The organism is Luteimonas sp. 100069, assembly GCF_003813845.1.
Taxonomy (GTDB): Bacteria; Pseudomonadota; Gammaproteobacteria; order Xanthomonadales; family Xanthomonadaceae; genus Luteimonas; species Luteimonas chenhongjianii.
The window spans coordinates 487,807-512,377 of record NZ_RPFN01000001.1; the positions used below are offsets into that span (position 1 = coordinate 487,807).

General features: G+C 68.5%; 26 protein-coding genes. 10 read left to right on the plus strand and 16 right to left on the minus strand.

The window, feature by feature from the left end:
- Positions 1 to 84: 84 nt before the first annotated feature.
- Genes EGK76_RS02125 through EGK76_RS02135 form a run of 3 tightly spaced genes read right to left on the minus strand, consistent with a single transcriptional unit; the run spans position 85 to position 2,135 of the window.
- Positions 85 to 552: a DUF4426 domain-containing protein gene (locus EGK76_RS02125; protein ID WP_158613431.1), complete on the minus strand. Its 468-nt coding sequence runs from the start codon at positions 550 to 552 to the stop codon at positions 85 to 87.
- The gene (gene proC, locus EGK76_RS02130) at positions 545 to 1,384 is read right to left on the minus strand and encodes a pyrroline-5-carboxylate reductase (protein ID WP_096299550.1); all 840 of its coding nucleotides are present in this window, start codon (positions 1,382 to 1,384) and stop codon (positions 545 to 547) included. Before proC ends, EGK76_RS02125 begins: the two co-directional genes overlap by 8 nt.
- 52 nt (positions 1,385 to 1,436) lie before the next feature.
- Positions 1,437 to 2,135: a YggS family pyridoxal phosphate-dependent enzyme gene (locus EGK76_RS02135; RefSeq protein WP_123832035.1), complete on the minus strand. Its 699-nt coding sequence runs from the start codon at positions 2,133 to 2,135 to the stop codon at positions 1,437 to 1,439.
- 145 nt (positions 2,136 to 2,280) lie between these two features.
- Here EGK76_RS02135 and EGK76_RS02140 point away from each other — a divergent pair, with 145 nt between their 5' ends.
- The 3 genes from EGK76_RS02140 (at position 2,281) to EGK76_RS02150 (ending at position 5,329) form a co-directional block, all read left to right on the plus strand.
- Positions 2,281 to 3,318: a type IV pilus twitching motility protein PilT gene (locus tag EGK76_RS02140; RefSeq protein WP_096299548.1), complete on the plus strand. Its 1,038-nt coding sequence runs from the start codon at positions 2,281 to 2,283 to the stop codon at positions 3,316 to 3,318.
- Positions 3,319 to 3,389: 71 nt separating this feature from the next.
- Positions 3,390 to 4,520, plus strand: a complete 1,131-nt coding sequence (locus tag EGK76_RS02145) for a PilT/PilU family type 4a pilus ATPase (RefSeq protein WP_096299547.1) — start codon at positions 3,390 to 3,392, stop codon at positions 4,518 to 4,520.
- 182 nt (positions 4,521 to 4,702) lie between these two features.
- Positions 4,703 to 5,329, plus strand: coding sequence for a superoxide dismutase (locus EGK76_RS02150; RefSeq protein WP_096300676.1), 627 nt, complete (start codon positions 4,703 to 4,705; stop codon positions 5,327 to 5,329).
- A 168-nt stretch (positions 5,330 to 5,497) separates the two neighbouring features.
- On the opposite strand, the gene EGK76_RS02155 is transcribed toward EGK76_RS02150, so the two are convergent.
- Complete coding sequence (locus EGK76_RS02155) at positions 5,498 to 6,040, minus strand: DNA-3-methyladenine glycosylase I (protein ID WP_123831503.1); 543 nt, start codon at positions 6,038 to 6,040, stop codon at positions 5,498 to 5,500.
- Positions 6,041 to 6,148: 108 nt separating this feature from the next.
- Here EGK76_RS02155 and EGK76_RS02160 point away from each other — a divergent pair, with 108 nt between their 5' ends.
- The gene (locus EGK76_RS02160) at positions 6,149 to 6,604 is read left to right on the plus strand and encodes a peptidylprolyl isomerase (RefSeq protein ID WP_123831504.1); all 456 of its coding nucleotides are present in this window, start codon (positions 6,149 to 6,151) and stop codon (positions 6,602 to 6,604) included.
- Here the strand turns inward: EGK76_RS02160 and EGK76_RS02165 are convergent.
- Complete coding sequence (locus EGK76_RS02165) at positions 6,601 to 7,473, minus strand: DUF72 domain-containing protein (RefSeq protein WP_123831505.1); 873 nt, start codon at positions 7,471 to 7,473, stop codon at positions 6,601 to 6,603. The two genes, EGK76_RS02160 and EGK76_RS02165, sit on opposite strands and share 4 nt — an antisense overlap.
- A gap of 114 nt (positions 7,474 to 7,587) precedes the next feature.
- Between EGK76_RS02165 and EGK76_RS02170 the strand changes: the two genes are divergently transcribed.
- From EGK76_RS02170 to EGK76_RS02185, 4 genes are all read left to right on the plus strand, one after another.
- Positions 7,588 to 8,142, plus strand: coding sequence for a YqgE/AlgH family protein (locus EGK76_RS02170; RefSeq protein WP_123831506.1), 555 nt, complete (start codon positions 7,588 to 7,590; stop codon positions 8,140 to 8,142).
- Positions 8,139 to 8,609 carry a Holliday junction resolvase RuvX gene (ruvX, locus tag EGK76_RS02175; RefSeq protein ID WP_096299539.1) on the plus strand — a complete coding sequence of 157 codons (471 nt, stop codon included), beginning with the start codon at positions 8,139 to 8,141 and terminating at the stop codon, positions 8,607 to 8,609. Before EGK76_RS02170 ends, ruvX begins: the two co-directional genes overlap by 4 nt.
- A 70-nt stretch (positions 8,610 to 8,679) precedes the next feature.
- On the plus strand, positions 8,680 to 9,639 hold the full coding sequence (locus tag EGK76_RS02180; RefSeq protein WP_123831507.1) for an aspartate carbamoyltransferase catalytic subunit: 960 nt from the start codon (positions 8,680 to 8,682) through the stop codon (positions 9,637 to 9,639).
- A 67-nt stretch (positions 9,640 to 9,706) separates the two neighbouring features.
- Positions 9,707 to 11,101, plus strand: coding sequence for an amino acid permease (locus tag EGK76_RS02185; RefSeq protein ID WP_123831508.1), 1,395 nt, complete (start codon positions 9,707 to 9,709; stop codon positions 11,099 to 11,101).
- Between the two features lie 6 nt (positions 11,102 to 11,107).
- Here the strand turns inward: EGK76_RS02185 and EGK76_RS02190 are convergent, their stop codons facing one another.
- Both EGK76_RS02190 and EGK76_RS02195 read right to left on the minus strand, forming a co-directional pair.
- Entirely contained in the window at positions 11,108 to 11,929 is an 822-nt protein-coding gene (locus tag EGK76_RS02190; protein WP_123831509.1) for a prolyl oligopeptidase family serine peptidase, read from the minus strand.
- A gap of 338 nt (positions 11,930 to 12,267) precedes the next feature.
- Positions 12,268 to 12,822 (minus strand): HdeD family acid-resistance protein, encoded by a 555-nt coding sequence (locus tag EGK76_RS02195; protein WP_123831510.1) that lies wholly within the window; start codon positions 12,820 to 12,822, stop codon positions 12,268 to 12,270.
- Between the two features lie 370 nt (positions 12,823 to 13,192).
- Between EGK76_RS02195 and EGK76_RS15480 the strand changes: the two genes are divergently transcribed.
- Both EGK76_RS15480 and EGK76_RS02205 read left to right on the plus strand, forming a co-directional pair.
- Positions 13,193 to 13,978 carry a hypothetical protein gene (locus tag EGK76_RS15480; RefSeq protein WP_199730834.1) on the plus strand — a complete coding sequence of 262 codons (786 nt, stop codon included), beginning with the start codon at positions 13,193 to 13,195 and terminating at the stop codon, positions 13,976 to 13,978.
- A gap of 594 nt (positions 13,979 to 14,572) precedes the next feature.
- Positions 14,573 to 16,138: a subtype B tannase gene (locus EGK76_RS02205; protein WP_123831511.1), complete on the plus strand. Its 1,566-nt coding sequence runs from the start codon at positions 14,573 to 14,575 to the stop codon at positions 16,136 to 16,138.
- 36 nt (positions 16,139 to 16,174) lie between these two features.
- Here EGK76_RS02205 and mgtE read toward each other — a convergent pair whose 3' ends face one another.
- From mgtE to EGK76_RS02250, 9 genes are all read right to left on the minus strand, one after another.
- Positions 16,175 to 17,536, minus strand: coding sequence for a magnesium transporter (gene mgtE / locus EGK76_RS02210; protein ID WP_123831512.1), 1,362 nt, complete (start codon positions 17,534 to 17,536; stop codon positions 16,175 to 16,177).
- Positions 17,537 to 17,798: 262 nt separating this feature from the next.
- Entirely contained in the window at positions 17,799 to 19,532 is a 1,734-nt protein-coding gene (ptsP, locus tag EGK76_RS02215; RefSeq protein WP_123831513.1) for a phosphoenolpyruvate--protein phosphotransferase, read from the minus strand.
- The gene (locus EGK76_RS02220) at positions 19,532 to 19,801 is read right to left on the minus strand and encodes an HPr family phosphocarrier protein (protein WP_096299525.1); all 270 of its coding nucleotides are present in this window, start codon (positions 19,799 to 19,801) and stop codon (positions 19,532 to 19,534) included. The genes ptsP and EGK76_RS02220 overlap by 1 nt, the downstream gene beginning before the upstream one ends.
- Before the next feature lie 35 nt (positions 19,802 to 19,836).
- Positions 19,837 to 20,229, minus strand: coding sequence for a PTS sugar transporter subunit IIA (locus tag EGK76_RS02225; protein ID WP_096299523.1), 393 nt, complete (start codon positions 20,227 to 20,229; stop codon positions 19,837 to 19,839).
- 100 nt (positions 20,230 to 20,329) lie between these two features.
- Positions 20,330 to 21,205 carry an RNase adapter RapZ gene (gene rapZ, locus EGK76_RS02230; RefSeq protein WP_123831514.1) on the minus strand — a complete coding sequence of 292 codons (876 nt, stop codon included), beginning with the start codon at positions 21,203 to 21,205 and terminating at the stop codon, positions 20,330 to 20,332.
- Positions 21,202 to 22,161: an HPr(Ser) kinase/phosphatase gene (hprK, locus tag EGK76_RS02235; RefSeq protein ID WP_123831515.1), complete on the minus strand. Its 960-nt coding sequence runs from the start codon at positions 22,159 to 22,161 to the stop codon at positions 21,202 to 21,204. The genes rapZ and hprK overlap by 4 nt, the downstream gene beginning before the upstream one ends.
- On the minus strand, positions 22,158 to 22,631 hold the full coding sequence (locus EGK76_RS02240; RefSeq protein ID WP_123831516.1) for a PTS sugar transporter subunit IIA: 474 nt from the start codon (positions 22,629 to 22,631) through the stop codon (positions 22,158 to 22,160). Before EGK76_RS02240 ends, hprK begins: the two co-directional genes overlap by 4 nt.
- 39 nt (positions 22,632 to 22,670) lie before the next feature.
- Complete coding sequence (gene raiA / locus EGK76_RS02245; RefSeq protein ID WP_096299515.1) at positions 22,671 to 22,997, minus strand: ribosome-associated translation inhibitor RaiA; 327 nt, start codon at positions 22,995 to 22,997, stop codon at positions 22,671 to 22,673.
- A gap of 132 nt (positions 22,998 to 23,129) precedes the next feature.
- Positions 23,130 to 24,569: an RNA polymerase factor sigma-54 gene (locus tag EGK76_RS02250; protein WP_123832036.1), complete on the minus strand. Its 1,440-nt coding sequence runs from the start codon at positions 24,567 to 24,569 to the stop codon at positions 23,130 to 23,132.
- Positions 24,570 to 24,571 lie beyond the last annotated feature (2 nt).

Genomic DNA, 24,571 nt, shown 5'->3' on the forward strand with positions numbered 1-24,571 from the left:
GCCGCGCTGGCCGGGCTGAATCCGTGGCGAGCGCTGCCGCCACCGATTGAAACCGCTCGGGCGCAACCCGACCGGCCGCGCGCGTCAGCGCCCGATGTCGCGGCTGAAGCGCAAGTTGACCCGTTCGCCATCGTCGGTGGCGACCCGCAGATCCAGGCGCAGCGTGTCCGGACCTTCCACGCGTGCGGTCGCGACGTATTCGGTGGCGCCATCCACGTCCACCGCGTCGAACTCGAGGACCTGACGCACGCCGCGCAGGTCGCGGGCTTCGCCGCGGACGCGCGCGGGTGTTGCGGCGTCGCCGCGTCGGACGCTGACCAGCACGAGCGCGCGATCCCGCGCCGGTTCGATCCGGTAGCGAGTGGCCACCGGGGCGCTCAGGCCTGCGGTCGGCACCACGCTCCCCAGCACCTCCAGCTCGCCGGTCGTGGCCCGGGCCGGCATCGCTGCATTCGTCGCCGCGGCGGCGACCTCCGCCTGCGACGGCGCCTGCCCGCAGGCAGTGACCAGCAGCGCGAGCATCGCGACCGGAAGGCGCGCGCCCTCAGTCATTGGCGGCCGAGAGTTCGCCCCCGCGGCGCGCGGCGTTGTCGATCGCTTCGGCGACCAGGACGCGCAGGCCGCCCGCCTCGAAGGTTTCGACCGCCGCATGGGTGGTGCCGCCCGGCGAGGTGACCTGGCGACGCAGTTCGGCGGGCGCTTGCCCGGATTCGACCAGCATCCGCGCGGCACCCAGTACGGTCTGCAGTACCAGCGTGCGCGCATCGGCAGCTGGCAGGCCCTGCGCAACCGCCGCGTCTTCCATCGCCTCGGCGAGGAGGAACACATAGGCCGGTCCGCTGCCGGACACGGCGGTCACCGCGTCCATGCGTGCTTCGTCGTCGATCCATACGGTGGTTCCGGCGCTTTCGAGCAGCGCCTGGGCGCGGGCGCGCCCGGCCTCGTCGACGCGCGCATTCGCATACAACCCGGTCACGCCGGCGCCCAGCAGGGCCGGCGTGTTGGGCATCGTGCGCACGACGGCCGCATTGCCCCCCAGCCAACGGTCGAGCTGGTCGGAGGTGATGCCGGCCGCGACCGACATCACCAGCGGGCGGCTCGCACGCGCCTGATCGGCCAGGCTCTCGCAGACGCTGCGCATGACCTGGGGTTTGGTCGCCAGCACCCAGGTACCGGCCCCGGCCACTGCATCGGCCGCGTCGGCATAGGTCGCCACGCCGAAGTCGCGGGCCAGCGCCTCGCGTGTGTCGGGGTTCGGATCGACGACGCGCACCGAAGCGGCATCGCCGCCACGCGCGACCAGGCCACCGATCAGGCTGCGCGCCATGTTGCCGCCACCGATGAAGACGATGGGCGCATCGGAAGGAGCAATGGTCTGGGTCATGGCGGTACCGGAGAAGAAGCTGCGTCGATGGTAGCCGACGCATCCGCGACGCTCAGCGCGATAGGCGCGCACCGAACAGCGCAGTCCCGACGCGGACCATCGTCGCGCCTTCGGCGATCGCCAGCTCCAGGTCGTCGCTCATGCCCATCGACAGTGTGTCGATGGCGGGATCCTGTCCGGCCACCGTGTCGAACAGGCGGCGCATGCGCGCGAACGCCTCGCGCCGGCGCGATGGTTCGGCGTGAGGCGCGGGAATCGCCATCAGGCCGCGCAGGCGCAGGCCGGGCGCGGCGCGGATCGCCGCCACCAGCGTCGGCACTTCGGTCGGCGCGCATCCGTGTTTGCTCGACTCGTCATCGATGTTGACCTGCACCAGCACGTTCAGAGCGCCGCGCGCAGCCGGCCGGTGCGCGGACAGTGCGTCGACCAGTTTCATCCTGTCGACGGTCTGCACCCAGTCGAACAGCGCGGCCGCCTGTTTCGCCTTGTTCGACTGCAGGTGGCCGATCAGGTGCCATTCCAGATCCAGTCCGGCCAGGGCTTCGATCTTGCCGGCGGCCTCCTGGACATAGTTCTCGCCGAATGCGCGCTGGCCCGCGGCCGCGAGCGCGGCGATGGCTTCGGCCGGGTGCCGCTTGCCGACAGCGAGCAGGCGCGGGGGCTGCGGCCGCGACGCGTCGGCCGCCGCTTTCCGCAGGCGCGCGAGCACCGCGTCGAGTGCGTTGCGGGCGGGGAGTGTCGACACGGGCAGGGCACCTCGATGGTGTCTTCGGACGGGGGCGGCGCGCACTGGTTATGGCCAGCGCGTCCGGGTCTATACTGCCGCCGGGGACAGGGGCGGCGCCAGTCGGACGGCGGATCCGTATCCTGCGCGGATCATTATCAAGGGGTGCTGCATGGATATCGCCGAACTGTTGGCGTTTTCGGTCAAGAACAAGGCGTCGGACCTGCATCTGTCCGCGGGATTGCCGCCGATGATCCGCGTCGATGGCGATGTGCGCCGTATCAACATCCCCGCGCTCGAGCACAAGCAGGTGCATGCGCTGATCTACGACATCATGTCGGACAAGCAGCGCCGCGACTTCGAAGAGTTCCTCGAGGTCGACTTCTCGTTCGAGATCCCCGGCCTGGCCCGCTTCCGCGTCAACGCCTTCAACCAGAACCGTGGCGCCGGCGCGGTATTCCGCACCATTCCCTCGGAAGTGCTGACGCTCGAGGATCTGAACTGTCCGCCGATCTTCCGCCAGCTTATCGACCAGCCGCAGGGCCTGATCCTGGTGACCGGCCCGACCGGTTCGGGCAAGTCGACCACGCTCGCGGCGATGATCGACCACATCAACAAGAACGAATACGCACACATCCTCTCGGTCGAGGATCCGATCGAATTCGTGCACACCTCGCAGAAGTGCCTGATCAACCAGCGCGAGGTGCATCGCGATACGCACGGCTTCAACGAGGCGTTGCGCTCGGCGCTGCGCGAGGATCCCGACTACATCCTGGTCGGCGAGTTGCGAGATCTGGAAACCATCCGCCTGGCGCTCACGGCCGCGGAAACCGGCCACCTGGTCTTCGGCACGCTGCACACCTCGAGCGCGGCCAAGACCATCGACCGCATCATCGACGTCTTCCCCTCGGGAGAGAAGCCGATGGTGCGCTCGATGCTGTCCGAATCGCTGCGCGCGGTGATCTCGCAGTCGCTGCTCAAGAAGGTCGGCGGCGGACGTACCGCAGCCTGGGAAATCATGGTCGGCATGCCTGCGATCCGGAACCTGATCCGCGAGGACAAGGTCGCGCAGATGTATTCGGCCATCCAGACCGGCCAGCAGTACGGCATGCAGACGCTGGACCAGCATCTGCAGGACCTGGTGAAGCGCGGCCTGATCACGCGTCCGTCCGCCAGGGAATACGCCAAGGACAAGCGCCTGTTCGACTGAGCGGACGCGAATATTGATGCGCCGCCGACCGCTTGCGGTCGCGGCGCGAGACGGGATCCCGGAGGATCGTCATGAGCAGCATCGATTTCACCTCGTTCCTCAAGCTGATGGCCCATCAGAAGGCCTCGGACCTGTTCATCACGGCCGGCATGCCGCCGTCGATCAAGGTCCACGGCAAGATCTCGCCGATCACCCAGAACCCGCTCACCCCGCAGCAGGCGCGCGATCTGGTGCTCAACGTGATGACCCCGCCGCAGCGCGAGGAGTTCGAGAAGACCCACGAGTGCAACTTCGCAATCGGCGTCTCGGGCGTCGGCCGCTTCCGCATCTCGTGCTTCTACCAGCGCAACCAGGTCGGCATGGTGCTGCGCCGGATCGAGACGCACATCCCCAGTATCGAAGAGCTGAACCTGCCGCCGATCATCAAGACGCTGGCGATGACCAAGCGCGGCATCGTGATCTTCGTTGGCGCCACCGGCACCGGCAAGTCGACCTCGCTGGCGGCGATGATCGGCTACCGCAACCAGAACTCGACCGGGCACATCATCACGATCGAGGACCCGATCGAATTCGTGCACAAGCACGCCGGCTGCATCATCACCCAGCGCGAGGTGGGCATCGACACCGACAGCTGGGAGAACGCGCTCAAGAACACCCTGCGCCAAGCGCCTGACGTGATCATGATCGGCGAGGTGCGCACGCGCGAGGGCATGGATCACGCCATCGCCTTCGCCGAGACCGGCCACCTGGTCCTGTGCACCCTGCATGCGAACAACGCCAACCAGGCGATGGACCGCATCATCAACTTCTTCCCCGAAGACCGACGCAGCCAGCTGCTGATGGATCTTTCGCTCAACCTCAAGGGCGTCGTCGCACAGCAGCTTATCCCCACGCCCGACGGCAAGGGCCGCCGCGTGGCGATGGAGGTCATGCTGGGTACGCCGCTGGTGCAGGACTACATCCGCGATGGCGAGATCCACAAGCTGAAAGAGGTGATGAAGGAGTCGACCAACCTCGGCATGAAGACCTTCGACCAGGCCCTGTTCGAGCTCTACCAGGCTGGCGAGATTTCCTACGAGGACGCACTGCGCTACGCCGACTCCGCCAACGAGGTGCGTCTGCGCATCAAGCTCGCCCAGGGCGGAGATGCGCGCACCCTGTCGCAGGGACTCGACGGGGTGGAAGTGGCCGAAGTGCGCTGATCCTGCCTCAGACGGAATAACGGACGCCCCGCCCAGTGCGGGGCGTTCGCGTTGTGGGCCTGGCGCAACGCAGTGTCGACTGCGTCGTTCGCACTGCCCCGGTATCGTGGGCGCGGTGTTGTCGCCAACTTGACCCCCGCCGGGGGACAATGGCGCGCATTCATTCCCCAAGGAGATCGATGATGGCCTACACCCTTCCCGAGCTGGGCTACGCGTACGACGCGCTCGAGCCGCATATCGATGCCAAGACGATGGAAATCCATCACACCAAGCATCACCAGACCTACATCAACAACGCCAACGCCGCGCTCGAAGGCACGCAGTGGGCGGACGTCCCGGTCGAGACGCTGATCGCCGATCTCGACGCGCTGCCGGAAGACAAGCGTGGCCCGCTGCGCAACAACGCCGGTGGCCATGCCAACCATTCGCTGTTCTGGACGGTCATGTCGCCCAACGGCGGCGGCAACCCGGTCGGCGAGGTTGCCAAGCGCATCGACAGCGATCTGGGTGGCTTCGACGCATTCAAGGAAGCCTTCACCAAGGCGGCGCTGACCCGCTTCGGCAGCGGCTGGGCCTGGCTGTCGGTCGACACCTCCGGCGCGCTGAAGGTCGAAAGCAGCGCCAACCAGGACAATCCGTTGATGAAGGGCATCGGCTCGGGCAATACACCGATCCTCGGCCTGGACGTCTGGGAGCACGCCTACTACCTCAAGTACCAGAACCGTCGTCCTGATTACATCGCCGCCTTCTACAACGTGGTCGACTGGAACGAGGTCGAGCGCCGCTACCAGGAAGCGGTCAAGGGCTGATCCCTGACGTTTCCGAGGTATCCCGTTCCGGCCGCGCAAGCGGCCGGAATGCTGTGGGAGCCGTGGAACGCGCCGCAGTCGAAGGTCGACACGAGGTTTTCGTGGATGTCGGCGTGGGCTGCGTGCCGCGCGCCGGATGGCCCGGCCATGCGAACGGCCGGTCGGGCGTCAGACGTTCCGCTTCACGCGTGCGATGTCCTGCATTACCGGACAGTCCGCGCGGTGCGCGCCGGGCAAGTACCCCAGGCTCATCAGGAACTCACCGGTGATCTCGCCACCGGTGAAGCGGAATGTCCGCTTGAACAGCTTGACCCACGAGGCCTTGTCACGCGGCGTGCCGTAGTCGCGTGCATGCGCATCGAGCCAGTCCGCGAAGCCGCCATGGCTGTCGCGCAGGCGGCGGATCACCTGTGCGTTGTGGATCGCCGCGTCGACCTTGAGCCGGTTGCGGATGATCGCGGCGTCGCCTAGCAGTCGCGCGCGGTCCGCTTCGCCGTAATCGGCGACCGCATCGACATCGAACCCATCGTAGGCGGCGCGGAAGCCAGCGCGCTTGCGCAGGATGGTCTCCCAGCTCAACCCGGCCTGGTTGATCTCGAGCAACAGCCGCTCGAACAGCACTGCCTCCTCGCGCTGCGGAAAGCCGTACTCCGTCGCGTGGTAGGACGCATGGACGGGATGTCCGGGGGCGATGTCGCAATAGCCGCTCATCGCCCCAGCATAGGGTGCGCCGCGCGGGTCTGCCACCGACGACCGGGCCGGTTGCGCCCGTGACGCTGGTCGCGCCAACATGCGGCACCGCCCTGCATGGATCCGTCGATGGAAATCGCCCACCGCCGCGTTGCCACCGTGCACTTCACCCTCTCCGATGATGCCGGCCGGCAGCTGGTGACCACGCGAGGCCATGATCCGCTGGTGTACATGCACGGCAGCGGTTCGATCATCGTCGGGCTCGAAGCTGCGCTCGAAGGCCGCAGCGCCGGCGATACCTTCACCGTCGACATTCCGCCCGAGCGCGGCTTCGGGCCTCGCCACGACAGCCTCGTGCAGACCTTGCCGCGCTCGATCTTCACCGGCAGCAACACGCCTGCCGTCGGCGAGAAGCTGCGGGCGCAGACGGAGAAGGGGCCGCTCGATGTCCTGGTCACCGCGCTGAGCGATGACGCGATCACGGTGGACGGCAACAATCCGCTTGCCGGGCGCGTCCTGCGCGCGGATGTGGAGGTGATGGCGGTGCGCGTGGCAACGCCGCAGGAGATCCAGTTCGGTCTCTAGCTGGCGGGGAGTCGTCGGGCGAGGGCCTGGGCGTCGAACGGCGCATGCACCTTGGCATCGTTGTCGAAGTAGCAATAGACATCGCGGCCTTCGTGCGCGCGTGGTGCCCGCGGTGCGCTGCGTTGCGCGTCTCGCGGCTCACCGCCCGCAGCCCAGCGACGGATCCGTTGCGCCCAGCGGTCCAGCGCGGCGTCGCCATAACCGCTGGTGTAGAGCTCGGTATCGCCATGCAGGCGGATGTAGATGAAGTCGGCGGTGACATCCTCGGTCACCGGATGCCGGCCGGCACTGTCGGAGACCACCAGACCCACGCCGTGTTCGCGGAGCAGTCCCATGAACTCCGGCGTCTGGAAGCTGGCATGGCGGACTTCGATCGCGTGCCGGATGGGGCGCCGCGGCAGTTGCGGCAGGGCGCTGCGCCCCTTCATGCGGGCGGCCTCGCGGCGACGCGCCAGCGACAACGCGGCGGTGGTGTCGCGCGGCAGCAACGACAGGAAGGCCATCATGCGCGCAGGGTCGAAGGCCAGGTTCGGCGGCAGCTGCCAGAGCAGGGGGCCGAGGCGATCATCCAGCGCAAGCACGCCGGATGCGAAGAAATTGGCCAGCGGCATTTCGATGTCCTGCAGACGTTTCATGTGGGTGATGAAACGTGGCCCTTTGACCGCGAACACGAAGCCGTCGGGCACCGCGTCGCGCCATGCGCGCCAGCTCGCCGGCGACTGCAGTGAATAGAACGAGCCGTTGATCTCGATCGACGGGAACAGGCCGGCTGCATACGCAAGCTCGCTGCGCTGGGGCAGCGCCCCGGGATAGAACACGCCACGCCAGGGCGCGTAGCGCCAGCCGGAAATGCCGATGCGGATCGTCATGCGCCGCACCGTGGCCGCAGACGGTTCGAATCCGCGTGAAGCCGGGCGAGCTGTTTCGATCGCGAATGCGGGCCATTTACGCAGCGTCGTGAAGGCCGCCGCTAGAATGTCGACATGTCGTTCTTCGCCAACCACATGCTGGTCGCGCTGCCCGGGCTGCAGGACCAGAATTTCTCGCGCACGGTCGCGCTGATCTGCCAGCACGACGGCGACGGCGCGATGGGCGTGGTCGTCAATCGCCCGTCCGAATTCACGTTCGGCGATCTGGTCGACCAGATGGGGATCGCCTTGCGCGACGACACTTTGCGCGACCAGCGCGTGCTCGCCGGCGGCCCGGTGCACCCCGAGCGGGGTTTCGTGTTGCACGACGGCGAAGGCGGCTGGGATTCCAGCCTCAAGATCGCGGAGGGGCTGCATGTCACCACCTCGCGCGACGTGCTCGAGGCGATGGCGGCCGGCGACGGCCCGCAGCGTGCCGCCGTCGCGCTGGGCTGCGCTGGCTGGGGCAGGGGGCAGCTGGAACTCGAACTGACCCAGCACAGCTGGCTGACCGTACCTGCCGATCCGAGCGTTATTTTCGACACGCCGCTCGACGCGCGCTGGCAGGCGGCGGCGGGCCGCATCGGCGTCGACATGATGCATGTCGCCGGCCACAGCGGCCGCGCATGAACGATGCCGCGCCCGCCCGCATCCGCCGCGATGGCACCGTGCTGGGCTTCGATGTGGGGTCGCGGCGGATCGGCGTAGCGGTGGGCAGCGCCTTCGGTCATGGCGCGCGCGCGTTGGCGGTCATCGACGTGCATGGTGAGCAGATCGACTGGCAGGCGGTCGATCGCCTGCACAAGGAATGGCGCCCCGACGGCATGATCGTCGGGGATCCGATGACGCTCGACGGCGGCGATCAGCCCGCACGTGTGCGGGCGCATGCCTTCGCGCGTGAGCTGCGGGGACGCTACCGGGTGCCTGTGGTGCTGGTGGACGAACGCGCGAGCTCGATCGAGGCCGCGCAGCGTTTCGCCCTCGACCGGGCCGAGGGCCGGCGCAAGCGCCGCGACGCGGCCGCGCTCGACGCGGTGGCGGCCGCAGTGATCGTCGAGCGCTGGCTGGCCGCGCCGGAAGACGGCCAGCCGGTCTGATCCACTTCGCACTCGCCGCATGCTTGCGGCTGCGGGACAATGGCAGGCCCCGCCGCTGCCCGAGCCCGCGATGACCGTGCAAGAACCCTGTGTCGCTTCCGACGTCCAGCTCGGTGACGACGGCCGCCTGCGTCACCTGCTCACCCTCGACGGGCTGCCGCGTCCGGTGCTCGAGGCACTCCTCGATCGCGCCCAGGAAATGGCCGATTCCGGCGAGATCAATGCGCGCCTGTCGGGGACTGCGGTCTGCACGCTGTTCTTCGAACCCTCCACCCGCACGCGGCTGAGTTTCCAGCGCGCAAGCCAGCGACTCGGCGCCGATGTGCTCGCATTCGACGCCTCCACTTCCTCGACGACCAAGGGTGAGACGGCGCTCGACACCTTTCGCACCATCGAGGCGATGGGTGTGCGCGGCTTCGTGATGCGTCATGCCTGCGACGGCGCAGTGGCCGAGCTGGCCGCCGTGGCGGGGCCCGGCACCGCCCTGGTCAACGCCGGTGACGGTCGCAGCGCGCATCCCACCCAGGGCCTGCTGGACATGCTGACCCTGCGCCAGGCCAAGGGCCGCGACTTCAGCGGGCTGAAGGTTGCGATCGTCGGCGACGTCCGCCATTCGCGGGTCGCACGCAGCGATCTGCATGCGCTGCGGATCCTCGGCGCCGGCGAGATCCGCGTCTGCGGCCCGGCCGCACTGCTGCCGGACGACGCCACGCTGGCCGGGTGCACGGTTACCCACGACCTCGACGCCGCGCTCGACGGCGTCGATGCGGTGATGATGCTGCGCCTGCAGCGCGAACGCATGGCCGAAGGCCTGGTCGGGTCGCTCGAGGACTACCACCTCCACTACGGACTCGACATGCGACGCCTGCGCCGCGCCGCCAACGATGTCGTGGTCCTGCATCCCGGTCCGATGAACCGCGGCGTCGAGATCGATGACGTCGTCGCTGACGGCCCCAGCTCGCTGATCCTGCGTCAGGTCGGCAACGGCGTGGTCGCACGCATGGCGGTGCTGGAGGCCCTGCTGGGTTGAGCGTCGGGCGTCGCCTGCGTGCGAATCCGGTATCGTGCGCCACGCCCCGCCACCCGCCTGCCGAGCCATGTCCTCCAACGATCCCCATGTCCCGCCGCCCGCGCAGGTGGCATCCGCGCCCGCGCACGCATTGACGCCGCGCCAGCTGGTGATGATGGGCCTCGGCAGTGCGATCGGCGCCGGCCTGTTCCTGGGGTCGGGCGTCGGCGTGCAGACCGCGGGTCCGGCCGTGCTGGTCTCCTACCTGATCGCCGGCGCACTGGTGATCGTGGTGATGCATGCGCTCGGCGAAATGGCGGCAGCCAAGCCGGCCAGTGGTGCGTTCTCGGTGTATGCGGCCGACGCGATGGGACCGGTTGCCGGCGCGACGGTGGGGTGGCTGTGGTGGCTGCAGGTGGTGATCGTGATCGCCGCCGAGGCGGTAGGCGCGGCAGGACTGCTGGCTTCGATCTGGCCATCGCTGTCCGTACCCGGGCTGGCGCTGTGTTTCATGGCCGTGTTCACCGCGATCAACCTGCTGGGCGTGCGCCGGTTCGGCGAGTTCGAGTTCTGGTTCGCGATCCTCAAGGTGATCGCGATCCTGGGGTTCATCGCCATCGGTATCGCACTGATCGCCGGATGGCTGCCCGACGTGGCCTCGCCGGGCCTGTCCAACGTGCTGGGACCGGACGGCTTCGCGCCGCGCGGCTGGGCCGGTATCGGCGCGGCGCTGCTGGTCGTGGTGTTTGCTTTCGGAGGGACGGAGATCGTGGCGATCGCCGCGGCCGAGACGAATGATCCCGCGCGCAGCCTGGCGCGCGCGATCCGCACCGTCGCCTGGCGCATCCTCGTGTTCTATCTGGGTTCGATCGCGGTGATCGTGGTCGTGGTCCCCTGGGACAGTCCGGCGCTTTCCTCGCCATTCGCCGCCGTGCTGCAGACGGCGCGGATCCCGGGCGCAGCCACCGCGATCACCCTGGTCGCGGCGATCGCACTGCTGTCGGCGCTCAACGCCAATCTCTATGGCGCCTCGCGGATGATCTGGTCACTCGGGCGGCGCGGCGATGCGCCGTCCCTGCTCGGCCGCAGCGATCGGCGCAACGTGCCGGTGGCGGCGGTACTGGCGAGCGTGGCGTTCGGCTTCGCCGCTGCCGCGCTGGAGCTGATGTTCCCGCAGCGAGTGCTGCCGTTTCTGCTCAACATCGTCGGTGCGACCTGCCTGCTGGTGTGGACGATCGCGCTGGTTTCGCAGTTCATCCTGCGCCGCCGCGCGGATCGCGCCGGCCGCGCATTGCCGTTCCGGATGCGCGCCTTTCCGTTGCCGACGATCGTCGCGCTTGGTGTGCTCGGGGCGATCTTCGCGATGCTCGTGGCCTCTCCCGATACCCGTGCGCAGTTCCTGTCGATGGCTGCGCTGACGGTGGCGATTGCCGGCCTCAATGCACTTGCGCAGCGCATGCAGCGGGCGCGTCCGTCACGCTGACGCGCGTCAACGCTGCTGCGCGAACAGCCAGGGCCACAACGCTTCGGTGCGGTAGGCCGCATCCCAGCTGTTGTGGTTGGCGTCGGGGAATTCGGTGTAGCGCACGTCCGCGCCGACCGCGCGCAGCGCGGCATGCATGCGTCGCGACTGCTCGGGCGGCACCACGTCGTCGCGCGCGCCATGGAAGATCCAGCTGGGAATGTGGCGCAGCTGCCGGGCGGTCTCGGAGAACGGGTCCGCAGCCGCGTGCGTGGATTCGACCTGGAGCGAAGCGAGGTCGGGCCGGGTGCCGGGCGGGGTGATCCCGCCGCAGACCGGCACCAGCGCGGCGAAGCGGGCAGGCTCGCGCAGCGCCAGCGACCACGTGCCGTAGCCGCCGCGGGACATTCCGGTCAGCGAGGTGCGTGCGCGATCGCCCTGGAATTCCTCCGTGGCCGCATCCAGCGCCGCGAGCGCCATCGTCGCGGTATCACCTTCCCAGGATTCGCCCTCGGGTGACTGCGGGAACACCACCAGCGCCGGGAAGTCGCCCCCACGGCCGCGCAGGTATGGACCCAGCCCGGCCTGGGTCTGCTTCTCGCCGTCGTCGCCGCGCTCGCCCGAGCCGTGAAGGAACAGCACGACCGGAAGCGGCCGCGGCAGTCGCGCTGCCGGTACGAACACCTGGAAGGCGGAGCTTCGTGCGCCGGCGCGCACTTCCCGGCGCACGAAGCCACCCGCGGTGTCGCGGCCCGTCAAAGCAGTGGCGCATCCGCCCAGCACCGTCGACGCTCCGGCAATTGCGAGGCCCTGCAGCAGGCGGCGGCGGGCAGTGGATTGAAGAGGCATGGACAGGACTCGAGATGACAGGGCAGGCGAAATCCACGTAACCGCCGGCGGATGCGCGACGACCTTCGCGGAGCAGGCCATACGTTACGTCGTCCTGGATCTCGTGTGCGCAGCACGGAGCTGCCATGCAAAAGCGCCGCAGAAACTGCGAGCAACTCCCTTGGTCATACGCCGGGGCTGCCGTGAGCGTGGCGCACGGCGAATTCCTCGGCTCCGGGGTGGCGACCACCCCCGGCCATTCTTCCGAAGCTCCCCGGGGAGGCAATGTCTACGCGAACGAAACCGCCTGCATGCGGATGCTGCCGCTAGCGACGAAGCGGCAGAGCGATGCGCGGGTACTAGACGGCCAGCGGCTTGAGATCCTTGCGCATGCGGAAGGCCAGGGCGACTTGCAGGGCGCCGTAGACCAGGGCGCCGGCTGCAATCCAGATCAGGACCGTCAGCATGCCCACGCCAGGCATCGCCAGGAACAGCACGCCCAGCACGATCGCCAATACGCCGCTGAGCGCCAGCATCCATTCACCGCTGACCTCCTTGCGGACTCGGATCGCCATCACGATGCGCGCGACGCCGGCAATCACCAGCCATATGGCCAGCACCCAGAACATCGCTTCGGCCATGCCCAGCGGCTGCGCGATCGCCAACACCCCGAAGAGGATCGAAGTCAGCGAGTAGACAATCAGCAACCAGCGCGGCAGGGAGATGTCGCGCCGGAAGGCGCTGATCAGGGTGACAATGCCGTCGGCCAACGACAGGACGCCGAAGCTCCACACCAGTGCCAGCACCGATGCGATCGGCCAGAACATGCACGCCACGCCAAACGCGATCGCGATCAGGCCGTAGAGCAGGAACAGCCACCAGCTACGGCCCACGTCACCAAGAACTGCAGCCATCGTCGTGCTCCACGTGTGCCAGCGGCTGCCGGCTTTTTTGGAACTTACGCCGGTTGCGTGCAGGGGGCGTGAGCGCTTGCCGACGGCCTGGGCGGTGGGCTGGACGTGCCTCGTGCCGGCTCGTTCGCGAGCCCGCCGGGCCCTGCGAGGACGGCAGTGCGCGCTCGATCGAGGCGCGGACCGGTGATTGATTGGCGACATTCGCCGTAGCGTTTGCGGTGCCCATCCGAGCGTCGGCACGCCACGCATCCAAGCCGGACCGGAGTTGCTTTCGGGGCTTCGGTGTCCGAAGCAGGCCACGTCCGCAGGCGCGAAACTTCCCGGGTTCCGTCGTCCTGCTAGCCTCGCGCAACGCCCATTTTTTCCGAGCATGCCCATGCGCGATTGCGAATCCCTCCCTGCCGGCGCGACAGCGATGGCGCTGGCCATCGCGTTTGCCGCGGCCTCCTGTGCGAGCCCGCATGTGGCGCATCCGGAAGTCAGCCGCGATGTCGCCATCGAGGGCACCGTCGTGGCCATCGACACCCGGCCGTGGGCGTACGACGGACACGCGGTGGTCGAGGTCGATGTCGATGGCGGCGGGCGCGTGGCGCTGCAACTGCCCGCGCGCTGGAACCTCTGCGAGGCTGCGCCGGTAGACCTTGAGGCCCTGGCGCCGGGGGTGCGCGTGCAGGCGGTGGGGGCTGCGGAAAGCGAGGGTCGGCTGACGGTCTGCAACGATGCCGGACACCGGCTGGTGACGCTCGCTCCCCTGGGCGGTCCCACCCGCGGCGGCGACGGGTCGGAGAGCATGCTCTCGCCGCTGTCGCTGCAGGAGATCGAGGGTGCGGCGCTGGCCGGTGAGCTCGGCTGCAGCTTCGCCGGCACCGCCGGAAAGGCGCCGCTGCTGCTGGCGATGGGTGACGTCGCATCAAACGCGCCGGCACGCGGCGTGGTCAAGGTGGGTGACTACCTGGAGCAGGTGGCAGCCCCCGGCGGCTTCGATGGAATGCTGCGCGGCGCGCGGTTCGCCGGTGCCGGCAAGACCATCGATATCGAAGTAACCGGCGCTGCGGTAGGTGGTGGCGAATCGCCGCCGGTAGCGGCCACGCTGACCTATCACCGTGCCGATGGCGCGCAACGCCAGTGGGTCGGCTGGTGGCAGTGCGGGCCATGAGCCGGGCAGCCGTCGGCTAGCGGCACGAGCAACGGGACAGGGAGCACGGCGCCCGCATGCGATCGGCAGCCGGTGTCGCTGTCGGTCTCGCCTGCGGCTGTGTCGATCCTTGTCGCGGCGCAGAGACGGCCTGGGGTTTTCACCGCGGCCAAACGGCGGCACTGCTACCTGCAGTCCATGCTGTCCTGGGCGGGCGGCGGGCACGGAGGTGCCAGGTGTGCAGCACGTCGGTCACGCCAGCCACCCGCGATCCGCGACCCGTGTTGTTCTCGCGCGTCTCCATCGTGGCTACGCGGCCCCCCACGGACGATGTCGTGGCACAGGCGGCCAGGCACGCCTTGCGCCCAGGTCACGTGCGCAGTGGGCGCTCCGTGCATCTGCGGCGTCCGCGCCGTGTGAGGCCCGGCCGAATCGGTCCGGACCCCCCGACCGGCAAGCCCGCCATCGATGCGCGCGACGGGCCCGCAGTACGGGATGTCATCCCCCCTGTCCGTCGACGCAGGTCCAGCCGGCCAGATCATCCTGGCAGCGGATGCGCGGGCCGTGAGCCATCGCATGCCGGCTGCTGCCAGCGGACGCCACTGGAGAACCGCCATGGTTGAGCGCAGGGACGTCCTTCGCCTGGGGCTCACCGGGCTGGCGCTATCGGTGCCGGTCCTGTCCGGATGCGGGCGCGGTCCGACGCGCGGGCATACCCTCCGCTTCGATACCGAAGCTTTCGAAGAACTGACCGACACCATCGCCACCGCCGGCGGCAACCGCTCCGTGACCTACCGGTTCTACCGGGCCATCCCGTATGTGGCCAAGCCGGTCGATGTCGCCTGCCAGAGCCTCAACATATCCGTCCCGGTGGCGATCGATGCGGTCCCGGTGGACGCATCGCGGGCGCCGATCCTGTTTGCCAATTCGGTGGGGGGCTACCTGCCGTCGAGCACCGTGAAAGCGACAGGCGTGGGCGCCGGCGGCATGACCGGCATGCCCGGCATGGGCGCGATGCCGCCGGGCGATCCACCGCCCGACGCAATGGCCCAGGTCGGCAGCGGCGGCAATGCGATGATCTCGCGGGCCGGCAGGATGGTGAACAATGCGCGGCTGGCGCTGGCGGCCGGCAACGTCGTCGTGGAACCGGGCGCGCGCGGACGCACGCTGCGCAATGACGAGGGGATCTATTACGGAGTGGCTCCGGCGGCCATCGTCGATCTCAAGGCGGCGGTGCGCTACCTGCGCGCCAACAGGCACAAGGTGCCCGGCAATATGGATCGGATCGTGTCTTCGGGCACCAGCGCCGGCGGCGCGCTGTCCGCCCTGCTCGGGGCGTCGGCGGACGACGCCATCTATGACGAAGCGCTGGCGGCGGTCGGTGCCGCCGATGCCAGTGACGCCGTCTTCGCCGCAGCTGCGTGGTGCCCGATCACCGACCTCGATCATGCCGACATGGCCTACGAGTGGAACTGGGGCGACAACCCGCTCGCCACGGGCGGCCCTGTCGACCCGCTGGAGTCCGCGCAACTGGCCGGTGCGTTCGCGGGCTACCAGGCCAGCCTGGGGCTCCATGGCGAAGGCGTAGGTGCGTTGACCGCGGAGACGCTTGGCCCGTACCTCGTGGAGAGCTATCTGCAGCCGGCCGCAGATCGTTATCTGGCGTCGCTGCCTGCTGCCGAGCGCGCGACCTATCTCTTCACCCACTCCTTCATCCGCTATGTCGACCGCCGCTCGGGCTTCTCCTGGGCCGACTTCAGGGCCCATGTCGGAGCGCGCAGGAAGTCGCTTCCGGCCTTCGACGCCTTCGATCTGTCGGCCCCCGAAAACAACCTGTTCGGGCTGGGGAAAACCAAAGCCCGGCACTTCACCACCTACAGCCTTCGCAAGGCCAGCGGCGATCCCACCGCCGTACTGGATGCCGACCTGCCGCGTACGCTCGAGCAGATGAACCCGATGCCGTTCCTCCTCGAGGGCAACCGCGCAAGGGCGAAGCACTGGTGGCTGCGGGTCGGTACCCGCGATACCGACACGTCGCTATCGGTACTCGCCAATCTCGCTGCTGTGGCGGCCGCCCGCGGCGACGATGTGGACGCGGCGATGTACTGGGATGCAGGACATGGCGCCAACGAGGACGCCGACGACTTCATCGCCTGGATCAGTCGCATCGCCGACGCCTAGGGCTGCATGGCGTAGCACGCCATGCAGGGCGTTCCTTCAGCGCAGCATGATCACCGTGGCCAGACCCAGGAAGCTGAAGAAGCCCATGATGTCGGTCACGGCCGTGACCACCACGGTACCCGCGACTGCGGGATCGACGCGCATGCGCTTGAGCAGCAGCGGCAGCAGTACGCCCGCCAGCGCCGCGGAGCAGAAGTTGATCACCAGGGCGGCGAAGATCACCAGCGACAGCACCCAGTCGCCGAACCAGACCAGCGCCACCAGCCCCACCAGGCTGCCGATCAGCAGGCCGTTGATCAGCGCGACGCGCGCTTCCTTCCACAGGAGGATGCGTGCATTGCTGGCGCCGACCTGGCCGAGTGCAAGGCCTCGGACCATCAGCGTCAACACCTGCACCGCAGCGTTGCCGCCGATTCCGGCGACGATCGGCATCAGTACCGCGAGCGCGACGACCTGTTCGAGGGTCGCCTCGAAGCGGCCGATCACGAACGCCGCCATGAACGCGGTCAACAGGTTGATGCCCAGCCACACCACGCGACCACGCACCGCGCGCTTGATCGGGGAGAAGAGATCCTCGTCCTCGTCGAGACCGGCAGCCGACAGGGCCTGGTGCTCGGCCTGTTCGCGGATGATGTCGATCACGTCGTCGACCGTGATGCGGCCGAGCAGGACGTTGCCGTCATCGACGACCGGCGCCGAGACCCAGTCGTTGTCGGAGAACTGACGGGCGACGTGTTCGGCGGAATCGGCCACGTGGATCGAATCGAGCTCGTCGTCGATCAGCTTGTTGATCGGCGTAGCGGGCTCGCGCGTCACCAGATCCTGCAGAGCGACCCAGCCCATCAGCTGGTGGCGCCGGTTGACGACGTAGAGGTGGTCGGTGTGCTCGGGCAGTTCGCCGCGCAGGCGCAGGAAGCGCAGCACCACGTCGACGGTGGTGTCGGCGCGTACCGTCACCACATCGGGATTCATCAGACGGCCGGCGGTGTCTTCCGGATACGAGAGCACCTGCTCCAGGCGTTCGCGGTTCTCGCGGTCCATTGCCCGCAGCACTTCGTCGATGACTGCATCGGGAAGGTCTTCGACGAGATCGGCCAGATCGTCGATGTCGAGATCTTCGACAGCGGCCACCAGCTCGTCGGCGTCCATGTCCGCGATCAGGCTCTCTCGCACCTCATCGCCGACGTGGACCAGGACCTCGCCATCGTCCTCGGGGTCGACGAGACCCCAAACGACCATGCGCTTGTCGTGCGGCAGCGATTCGAGAAGATTGCCGATCTCGGCCGGCGCCAGCGTATGCACCAGCCGACGCACCGGCCCCAGTCGGCCGCTGTCGAGTGCATCGGACAGCAGGCGCAGCTGTCGCGCGGTCTTGTCGTGGCGGACGGCTTCGGCCATGGATCGCTCCGCTGCGCGTCGCGACGGGCTGGCGCGACTGGTCGGGTTTGTCTATCCGCCCATTATCGGGAAAGCGATGGCCTTGCGCCATCGGCGCGCGAAGATGTCGGAGCGAAGGCCGCGTTGGATACCCGGTGGGGATACCGAGCGCGGACGCGCGCAGGGCATTTGCCCAGCGATGCGCAGCCTGTCATGCACTCGACAGCCCAGTGTCGCCATCGGGTGCCGACCCGGAAGACAGCACGAAGGTGCTGGGCGCCGCTCAGCCCGGGAGATGCACCGGCTGCGCCGAGTCGAGCCAGCGCTCGATGCCCGCACGATCGCGCGCGCGCAGCAGTGCAGGCGCACGGGCACGCAGCTGGCCGAGGTCAATCGCCCGGATCGCGCGGCGCACTTCGAGCATCGGCGAGGGATGCAGGCTCAGTTCCTCGAGACCGAGGGCGAGCAGCAGCGGGGTGAAGCGGGCATCGCCGGCGATCTCGCCGCACACCGATGCCGGCATGCCGCGGGCGCGCGCGATGCGCACCACGCTGTGCACCAGGCGCAACACGGCCGGGTGCAGGGGTGAATACAGCTCGCCAAGCGCATCGTTGTTGCGGTCCGCGGCCAGCAGGTATTGCACCAAGTCGTTGGTGCCGATCGAAACGAAGTCGAGATCGCGGGCGAATACGGGCAGGGCGATCGCGGCCGATGGCACCTCGATCATCGCGCCCAGCGCGATCCGCTCGGCCGTCTCGAATCCCTCGCGGGCGAGGTCCTGCTGCACACGCACCAGCAGGCGACGTACCGCGACGATTTCCTCGCGGCCGCTGACCATCGGCACCAGGATGCGCACCGGGCCGTAGCCCGACGCGCGCACGATCGCGCGCAACTGGGTCTCCAGCAGGCCGGTGCGCGCCATCGACAGCCGCACCCCGCGCAGGCCCAGTGCCGGATTGGGTTCGTAGCGCAGCGCAAGGCCGGTTTCGTCGGCCTTGTCGGCACCGATGTCGAGGGTGCGGATCGTGACCGTGCGGCCGGTCATGCCGAGCACGAGATCGCGATAGGCGCGGAACTGCGCCTCCTCGTCGGGAATCTCGCGGCCCTGCAGGAACAGGAACTCGGTGCGGTAGAGGCCGATGCCGGCAGCGCCGATCGAATGCGCCTCGGCGACGTCCTCGCGCGACTCGGCGTTCGCGTACAGGCGGATGTCGACCCCGTCGAGCGTCTTGCTCGGCTCGCGTCGCAGGCGGCGCAGCTGCTTGCGTTCGCGTTTCTCCTCGCGAAGACGCGTGCGATACGCCCGCAGGTCGTCCGCGTTCGGCTCGATCACGATCTCGCCGGTGCTGCCGTCGATCACCAGTACGTCGCCGTCGTTGACCATGCCCAGCGCCTGCGGCGCATTGACGATCAGCGGCAGGTGCAGGCTGCGGGCGAGGATCGACGCGTGCGACAGCGCGCTGCCGCCGCAGGTCACGATGCCGAGGACGCCCTGTGCCTGCAGTCGTCCGATTTCCGATGGAGAGATCGCATCGGTGACCAGGATCTCGCCGGCCACGCCCTGCAGTTCGGCTTCGTGCGCATGCAACGCCGCATGGACGCGGCCGATGACGTGGTCGATGTCCTCGATGCGGCTGCGGAAGTAGGCATCGTCCATGCTTTCGAAGACCGCGGCCAGACGGTCGCGCTGCAGGCGCAGGGCGTAGTCCGCGCCGTACAGGTCGTTGCGCACGAGTGCGTCGAGCCCATGCAGCAGCTCGGGGTCCTCGAGCAGAAGCGTGTGCAGGTCGAGGAACTCGCCGACCTCGTGGGCGAGCGCGCCATGCAGCTGGTCGCGCATCGCGCGGATCTCGCTGCGCACCTGCTCGATGGCGGCGTGCAGGCGGGCCAGCTCCGCCTCGACTTCGTGCGGCCCGATGCGGGCTTCGGCGACTTCCAGAGCGTGCGGCTCGCGCACGCGTGCCCGTCCCAGCGCATTGCCGCGCGACGCGCCCTGCCCGGGGACAGCCTTGCGCATCAGCTCTCCTCGTCGAACCTGCGCTCGAACAGCGCGGCGGCGGCCTCGGCGGCGGCCGCCTCGTCCTCGCCATCGAGACGCAACACGACCTGGGTGCCATGGCCCGCGGCGAGCAGCATCACGCCCATGATGCTCTTGGCATTGACCTCGCGCCCCTTGGCGACGAGCGTCGCGTTGCAGCGGAAGCCGGAAAGCACCTGGACGAGTCTTGCGGTCGCGCGCGCGTGCAGGCCGAGCTTGTTGGCGACGAGCAGTTCGCGTTCGATCATCGTGGGGTCCTGGGGGATGCTTTGCGTGGAAGGAGTCAGGCGTCGTCGAGCAGCACGCCGTTGCGGGCGCCCGCCGCGGCGGTGGCCGGCATCGCATCGAGGGCCTGCTCAGGATAATTCATGACCCGCAGCAACATCGGCAGGCTCAGCCCGGCGACGCGCCTGGCGGGCGTGCCGAGCCGCGCAAGTTCCGCGGCGAGGTTGCTGGGGCTGGCGCCGTAGAGATCGGTGAGCACGAGCACGCCATCGCCATCATCGACGCGCCGCATCGCCGCGCTTGCACGCGGCAGCGCGGTTTCAGGATCCTCGTCGAATGCGAGTTCGAACACCGCGGTCTTGAGCGGCAGCTGCCGCATCAGACGCGTCGCCACCGCGAACATCGCGGAACCGATCCCTTCGTGGGTCAACAGGAGTACGCCTACGGCCATCGGTGGACGTTAGCAGAGCGGGGTGACCGGCCGGAAGCACCACGCATGGTGCAATGTGTCGCAAACCACACCGAATGCCGCGTGCGCGGCCCCAGGCGGCTCAGTCGAGTTCGCGGTGATAGGTCGCCACGTCGCGCCATCCCTGCTCGCGCGCGTGACGGGCCAGGGCTTCCGCGAGGTAGACCGAGCGGTGCCGGCCGCCGCTGCATCCGAACGCGACCGTCACGTAGCTGCGCGTGTCGCTGCGCAGCCGCGGCAGCCAGTTGTCGAGGAACTGTGCGACCTGGCCCATGAAGTCACCCACGTCCGCCTGGCCTTCGAACCAGGTGCGCACGTCCGCGTCGCGCCCTGACAGCGGTCGCAGCCGCGGATCCCAGTGCGGGTTGGGCAGGCCGCGTGCGTCGAAGACGAAATCGGCGTCCGCCGGCACGCCGCGCCGGTAGGCGAAGGATTCGAACAGCAGCGACACCGACTCGTCCTGGGACAGGTTGAGCTCGGTGACGATGCGCCTGCGCAGCTGATGGACATTGAGGTCGCTGGTGTCGATGACGGTGTCGGCGAGGCTGCGCAGCGGTCGCAGCAGGTTGCGCTCGAGCGCGATCGCATCGGCCAGAGAAAGCCCTACGCGGCTCAGCGGATGCCTGCGGCGGGTGTCGGCGAAGCGCCGCAGCAGCACCTCGTTCCCGGTTTCGAAGAACACCAGTCGCGGGTCGAGCCCCAGCGCGCCCACCCCGGCCAGCCAGCCGGGTACCTTCGACAGGTCGGTGTGGCGGTTGCGCACGTCGATGCCCACGGCGAGCCGGCGCGGCGGCTCGTCGGCGCGGGTCACGCTGGCGACGAAGTCGGCGAGCATCGCCGCCGGCAGGTTGTCGACGCAGTAGAAGTCCAGGTCTTCGAATGTGCGCAGCGCAACGGACTTGCCGCTGCCCGACAGGCCGCTCACGACATAGAAGAGGGGCGGGGTGGTTTCTTTCATGGGGCGCCCCGTTCCAGGAACTGTGAATGACGGGCGAGGAACGCCGCGGCGGGATCGAGCCCCTTGGTTCGCAGGATGTGGATGCGCGTTGCCGCTTCGGCGAGCACCGCCAGATTGCGGCCCGGCATCACCGGCAGGGTGATCAATGGCACATCGAGGTCGAGGAGCCGACGCACGCCCAGATCGCCGGTCAGGCGCACCATGCCGTCGCCATCACCGGCCATCGTGTCGGCGTTGGGACGGCTGAGATGGATGATCAGGCGCAGGTACTTGTTCCGCTTCACCGCGGTATCGCCGAACATCTCGCGGATGTTCAGAACCCCCAGGCCGCGCAGTTCCAGCAGGTCCTGCAGCAGTTCGGGGCAGGTGCCGTCGAGCACGTCGGGCGCAATCTGGGTGAACTCCGGCGCGTCGTCGGCGACCAGCCGATGGCCACGGGTGATCAGCTCCAGCGCGAGCTCGCTCTTGCCCGAGCCGGACTCGCCGGTGATCAGCACGCCGATCGAATACACCTCCATGAAGACGCCATGCAGGGTGATGCGCGGCGCGAGCTGCCGGGCGAGGTGGTACTGCAACAGGTTGAGCAGCTCGTGGCCGCGGTTGGGCGAACTCCACAGCGGCGTCTGCGATTCATCCGCCGCCTCGCGCAGGTCCTCGGGGCAGGGCTGATCCTTGCTGATGACGATCGCCAGCGGCCGGTACTGGATGACGCGTTCGATGGTCTCCCAGCGCAGCCGCGAATCCAGGCCGTCGAGCCATGCCAGCTCCTCGGTCCCGAGGATCTGCACCTTGTTGGGATAGATGATGTTGAGATAGCCGGCGAGCGAAGGGCGGCGGGCAATGGTCTCGACCGACTCGAGCACCTTTTGTCCGCCATGCTGGCCGGCCAGCCAGCGCAGGCCCAGACGCTCGTGCAGCTGCGCGAAGAGCTCCTGCGCCTGGATACTTGCGTTCATGGCGCCGCCCCCGCGGCTGGCGCCGCAGGATCGAGCAACAGCCCGCGCAGCTGCGTCAGGTCGCGCGCCTGACGCACGGCATCGCGGAATCCGGCGTCGGCGAAGCGCTCCACCAGGCCCGCCAGCGTCTGCAGGTGTTGTTCGACCTGCTGGTCAGGCACGCACATCGCGAACACCAGATCCACCGGCTGGCCATCGGCCGCGTTGAAGTCGACCGGATGCGACAGGCGCAGGAATGCCGCCCGTGGTTCGCGGAATGCGGTGCTGCGCGCATGCGGAATCGCAACCCCGTGTCCGATCCCGGTGCTGCCCAACTGCTCGCGGTCACGCAAGGCGTGGGCGAGCAGCGGGGTCAGCGTGGGCGAATCGCCCGCAAGCAGGCGCGCTGCGGAGTCCAGGACGACATCGCGGGAACCGGGCGCCACCACCATGACGATGCGGTCGGCCGAAAGCAGATCGGAAAAGGGCATGCCGCGAAGCCCGGAGGCGTGTACCTGGGGAGCCGCAGCCTAGCCGAAAGTACCGTCGCGTGCAGGGTTCTCCCCGCGGTGGTGGTCGACGACCTTCTTGCGGTGCTTGACCAGCAGGCGATCGAGCTTGTCGGCGAGCTGGTCGATGGCGACATACATGTCTGCCGCGCTGGCATCGGCGTGGAGGGCCTTGCCGGCGATCCGCATGGTGGCCTCGGCCTTGTGGTGCGGTTTGTCGACGCGCAACTGGGTGCGCACGTCCAGCGGTCTGTCGAAGTGTCTGGCGAGCTTCTGGAATTTGGTTTCCACGTGTTCGCGCAGCGCGGGCGTCACCTCGAGCTGGTGGCCATGGGTTTCGACTTGCATCGGCAAACTCCTTCTACGGTTCGGGAAGGACCCGCCCGCGATCGCGGGCGATCGGCCCCAGAGTAGCGCGGCAGGGGCCGGGTGCAAGCGCTGCCGACCGGATGCATGGGTCCCGGTCAGGCGGGCGCACATTCAGGCGATGCGTACCCGCTCGTGCGACGACGCGATGTGCAGCGCTTCGCGGTATTTCGCCACCGTGCGGCGCGCCACCGGTACGCCGGCGGCCTTGAGCAGTTCGGCCAGGCGGGCGTCCGACAGCGGTTTGCGCGGGTTCTCGGCCTCGACCAGGCTGCGGATCATCTGCTGGATCGCGGTGCTCGATGCCTCGCCGCCGCCTTCGGTGCCGACGCCGGAGTCGAAGAACTCCTTCAGCGACAGGGTGCCGCGCGGCGTATGGACGTACTTGCGCGCGACGGCGCGCGAGACCGTGGATTCGTGCATGCCGATCTCTTCGGCAACTTCACGCAGCGTCAGCGGCCGCAGGGCCCGCTTGCCGAACTCGAGGAAACCCGATTGCTGGCGCACCAGGCAGCGCATGACCTTGAGCAGGGTCTCGCCGCGCGCCTCGATGTTCTTCAGCAGCCAGCGCGCTTCCTGCAGGCGGCCCTTCAGATAACCCGCATCGCTCGCGCCGCAGTGCTGGATCATCTGCTCGTAGCCGCGGTGGATGGTCAGGCGCGGCGCGTGCGAACCGGCCAGCACGACCCGCCAGACGCCGTTCTGGCGCGTGATCACGCAATCCGGCGTGACGTAGTTGTCGTGCGGCACGTTGCCGATCTGCGCGCCGGGCCTGGGGTCGAGACTGCGCAGCAGTTGCAGTGCGGATGCAGCTTCCTCGACCGTGCAGCCCAGGGCATCGGCGAGCCCTGAAGTGCCCAGCTTGGGCAGCCGCTCGATCTGCTCGCGCGCCGCACGCCGGGCCAGCTCAAGGCTGGGCGTCGCGGCGGGCAAGGTGTCGAGCTGCAGGCACAGGCATTCGCTCAGGCTGCGCGCGCCTACTCCCGCAGGATCGAAGCGCTGTACGCGACACAGTACGGCGGCGATCTCCGCGGCGTTCGCGCTGGTTTCGGGCAGCAACGCCGCGGCGATGTCGTCAAGCGATTCGCGCAGGTATCCGTCATCGTCGATCGCGTCGATCAGCGCAATACCGATGTTGCGGTCGCGCGCCGACATCGTGCTCAGGTGCAGCTGCCAGAACAGATGGTCCTGCAGGCTTTCGGTCTGGACCATGCGGTCGGCAGGATCGCTGTCGCCATCGCGGTCGCCACTGTGACCGCCGCTCGCGCCGCGCTCGGGCCAGCGTTCGTCGCCATCGCCCTCCCAGGACTGCGCGGCCTCGCGCTCCGCGGAATCGGGGGCGTTCGAATCGTCCGTGTCCCGGGTGCGCTCGGATACCGGCAGGGTCGAGATCGGCGCCGTCTCATCCCAGTCGAGCAGGGGATTGCTCTCGACCGCAGCGGCGATTTCCGACTCCAGTTCCACCGACGACAACTGAAGCAGATGCAGTGCCTGACGCAACTGTGGCGTCATGACCAGATGCTGCCCCAGCGATGTCTGCAGTCTTGGCTTCATCA

What these genes read in the sequence shown, in the direction of transcription:
- EGK76_RS02190 (WP_123831509.1), bottom strand. Translation starts at nt 11,929, where the DNA reads ATGCCTCTTCAATCCACTGCCCGCCGCCGCCTGCTGCAGGGCCTCGCA.
- EGK76_RS02185 (WP_123831508.1), top strand. Translation starts at nt 9,707, where the DNA reads ATGTCCTCCAACGATCCCCATGTCCCGCCGCCCGCGCAGGTGGCATCC.
- EGK76_RS02150 (WP_096300676.1), top strand. Translation starts at nt 4,703, where the DNA reads ATGGCCTACACCCTTCCCGAGCTGGGCTACGCGTACGACGCGCTCGAG.
- rapZ (WP_123831514.1), bottom strand. Translation starts at nt 21,205, where the DNA reads ATGAAAGAAACCACCCCGCCCCTCTTCTATGTCGTGAGCGGCCTGTCG.
- EGK76_RS02225 (WP_096299523.1), bottom strand. Translation starts at nt 20,229, where the DNA reads ATGGCCGTAGGCGTACTCCTGTTGACCCACGAAGGGATCGGTTCCGCG.
- mgtE (WP_123831512.1), bottom strand. Translation starts at nt 17,536, where the DNA reads ATGGCCGAAGCCGTCCGCCACGACAAGACCGCGCGACAGCTGCGCCTG.
- EGK76_RS02205 (WP_123831511.1), top strand. Translation starts at nt 14,573, where the DNA reads ATGGTTGAGCGCAGGGACGTCCTTCGCCTGGGGCTCACCGGGCTGGCG.
- EGK76_RS02180 (WP_123831507.1), top strand. Translation starts at nt 8,680, where the DNA reads ATGACCGTGCAAGAACCCTGTGTCGCTTCCGACGTCCAGCTCGGTGAC.
- EGK76_RS02155 (WP_123831503.1), bottom strand. Translation starts at nt 6,040, where the DNA reads ATGAGCGGCTATTGCGACATCGCCCCCGGACATCCCGTCCATGCGTCC.
- EGK76_RS02125 (WP_158613431.1), bottom strand. Translation starts at nt 552, where the DNA reads ATGACTGAGGGCGCGCGCCTTCCGGTCGCGATGCTCGCGCTGCTGGTC.
- EGK76_RS02165 (WP_123831505.1), bottom strand. Translation starts at nt 7,473, where the DNA reads ATGACGATCCGCATCGGCATTTCCGGCTGGCGCTACGCGCCCTGGCGT.
- ptsP (WP_123831513.1), bottom strand. Translation starts at nt 19,532, where the DNA reads ATGCGCAAGGCTGTCCCCGGGCAGGGCGCGTCGCGCGGCAATGCGCTG.
- EGK76_RS15480 (WP_199730834.1), top strand. Translation starts at nt 13,193, where the DNA reads ATGCCCATGCGCGATTGCGAATCCCTCCCTGCCGGCGCGACAGCGATG.
- EGK76_RS02250 (WP_123832036.1), bottom strand. Translation starts at nt 24,569, where the DNA reads ATGAAGCCAAGACTGCAGACATCGCTGGGGCAGCATCTGGTCATGACG.
- EGK76_RS02240 (WP_123831516.1), bottom strand. Translation starts at nt 22,631, where the DNA reads ATGCCCTTTTCCGATCTGCTTTCGGCCGACCGCATCGTCATGGTGGTG.
- EGK76_RS02170 (WP_123831506.1), top strand. Translation starts at nt 7,588, where the DNA reads ATGTCGTTCTTCGCCAACCACATGCTGGTCGCGCTGCCCGGGCTGCAG.
- raiA (WP_096299515.1), bottom strand. Translation starts at nt 22,997, where the DNA reads ATGCAAGTCGAAACCCATGGCCACCAGCTCGAGGTGACGCCCGCGCTG.
- EGK76_RS02140 (WP_096299548.1), top strand. Translation starts at nt 2,281, where the DNA reads ATGGATATCGCCGAACTGTTGGCGTTTTCGGTCAAGAACAAGGCGTCG.
- EGK76_RS02195 (WP_123831510.1), bottom strand. Translation starts at nt 12,822, where the DNA reads ATGGCTGCAGTTCTTGGTGACGTGGGCCGTAGCTGGTGGCTGTTCCTG.
- proC (WP_096299550.1), bottom strand. Translation starts at nt 1,384, where the DNA reads ATGACCCAGACCATTGCTCCTTCCGATGCGCCCATCGTCTTCATCGGT.
- EGK76_RS02220 (WP_096299525.1), bottom strand. Translation starts at nt 19,801, where the DNA reads ATGATCGAACGCGAACTGCTCGTCGCCAACAAGCTCGGCCTGCACGCG.
- EGK76_RS02145 (WP_096299547.1), top strand. Translation starts at nt 3,390, where the DNA reads ATGAGCAGCATCGATTTCACCTCGTTCCTCAAGCTGATGGCCCATCAG.
- EGK76_RS02160 (WP_123831504.1), top strand. Translation starts at nt 6,149, where the DNA reads ATGGAAATCGCCCACCGCCGCGTTGCCACCGTGCACTTCACCCTCTCC.
- ruvX (WP_096299539.1), top strand. Translation starts at nt 8,139, where the DNA reads ATGAACGATGCCGCGCCCGCCCGCATCCGCCGCGATGGCACCGTGCTG.
- hprK (WP_123831515.1), bottom strand. Translation starts at nt 22,161, where the DNA reads ATGAACGCAAGTATCCAGGCGCAGGAGCTCTTCGCGCAGCTGCACGAG.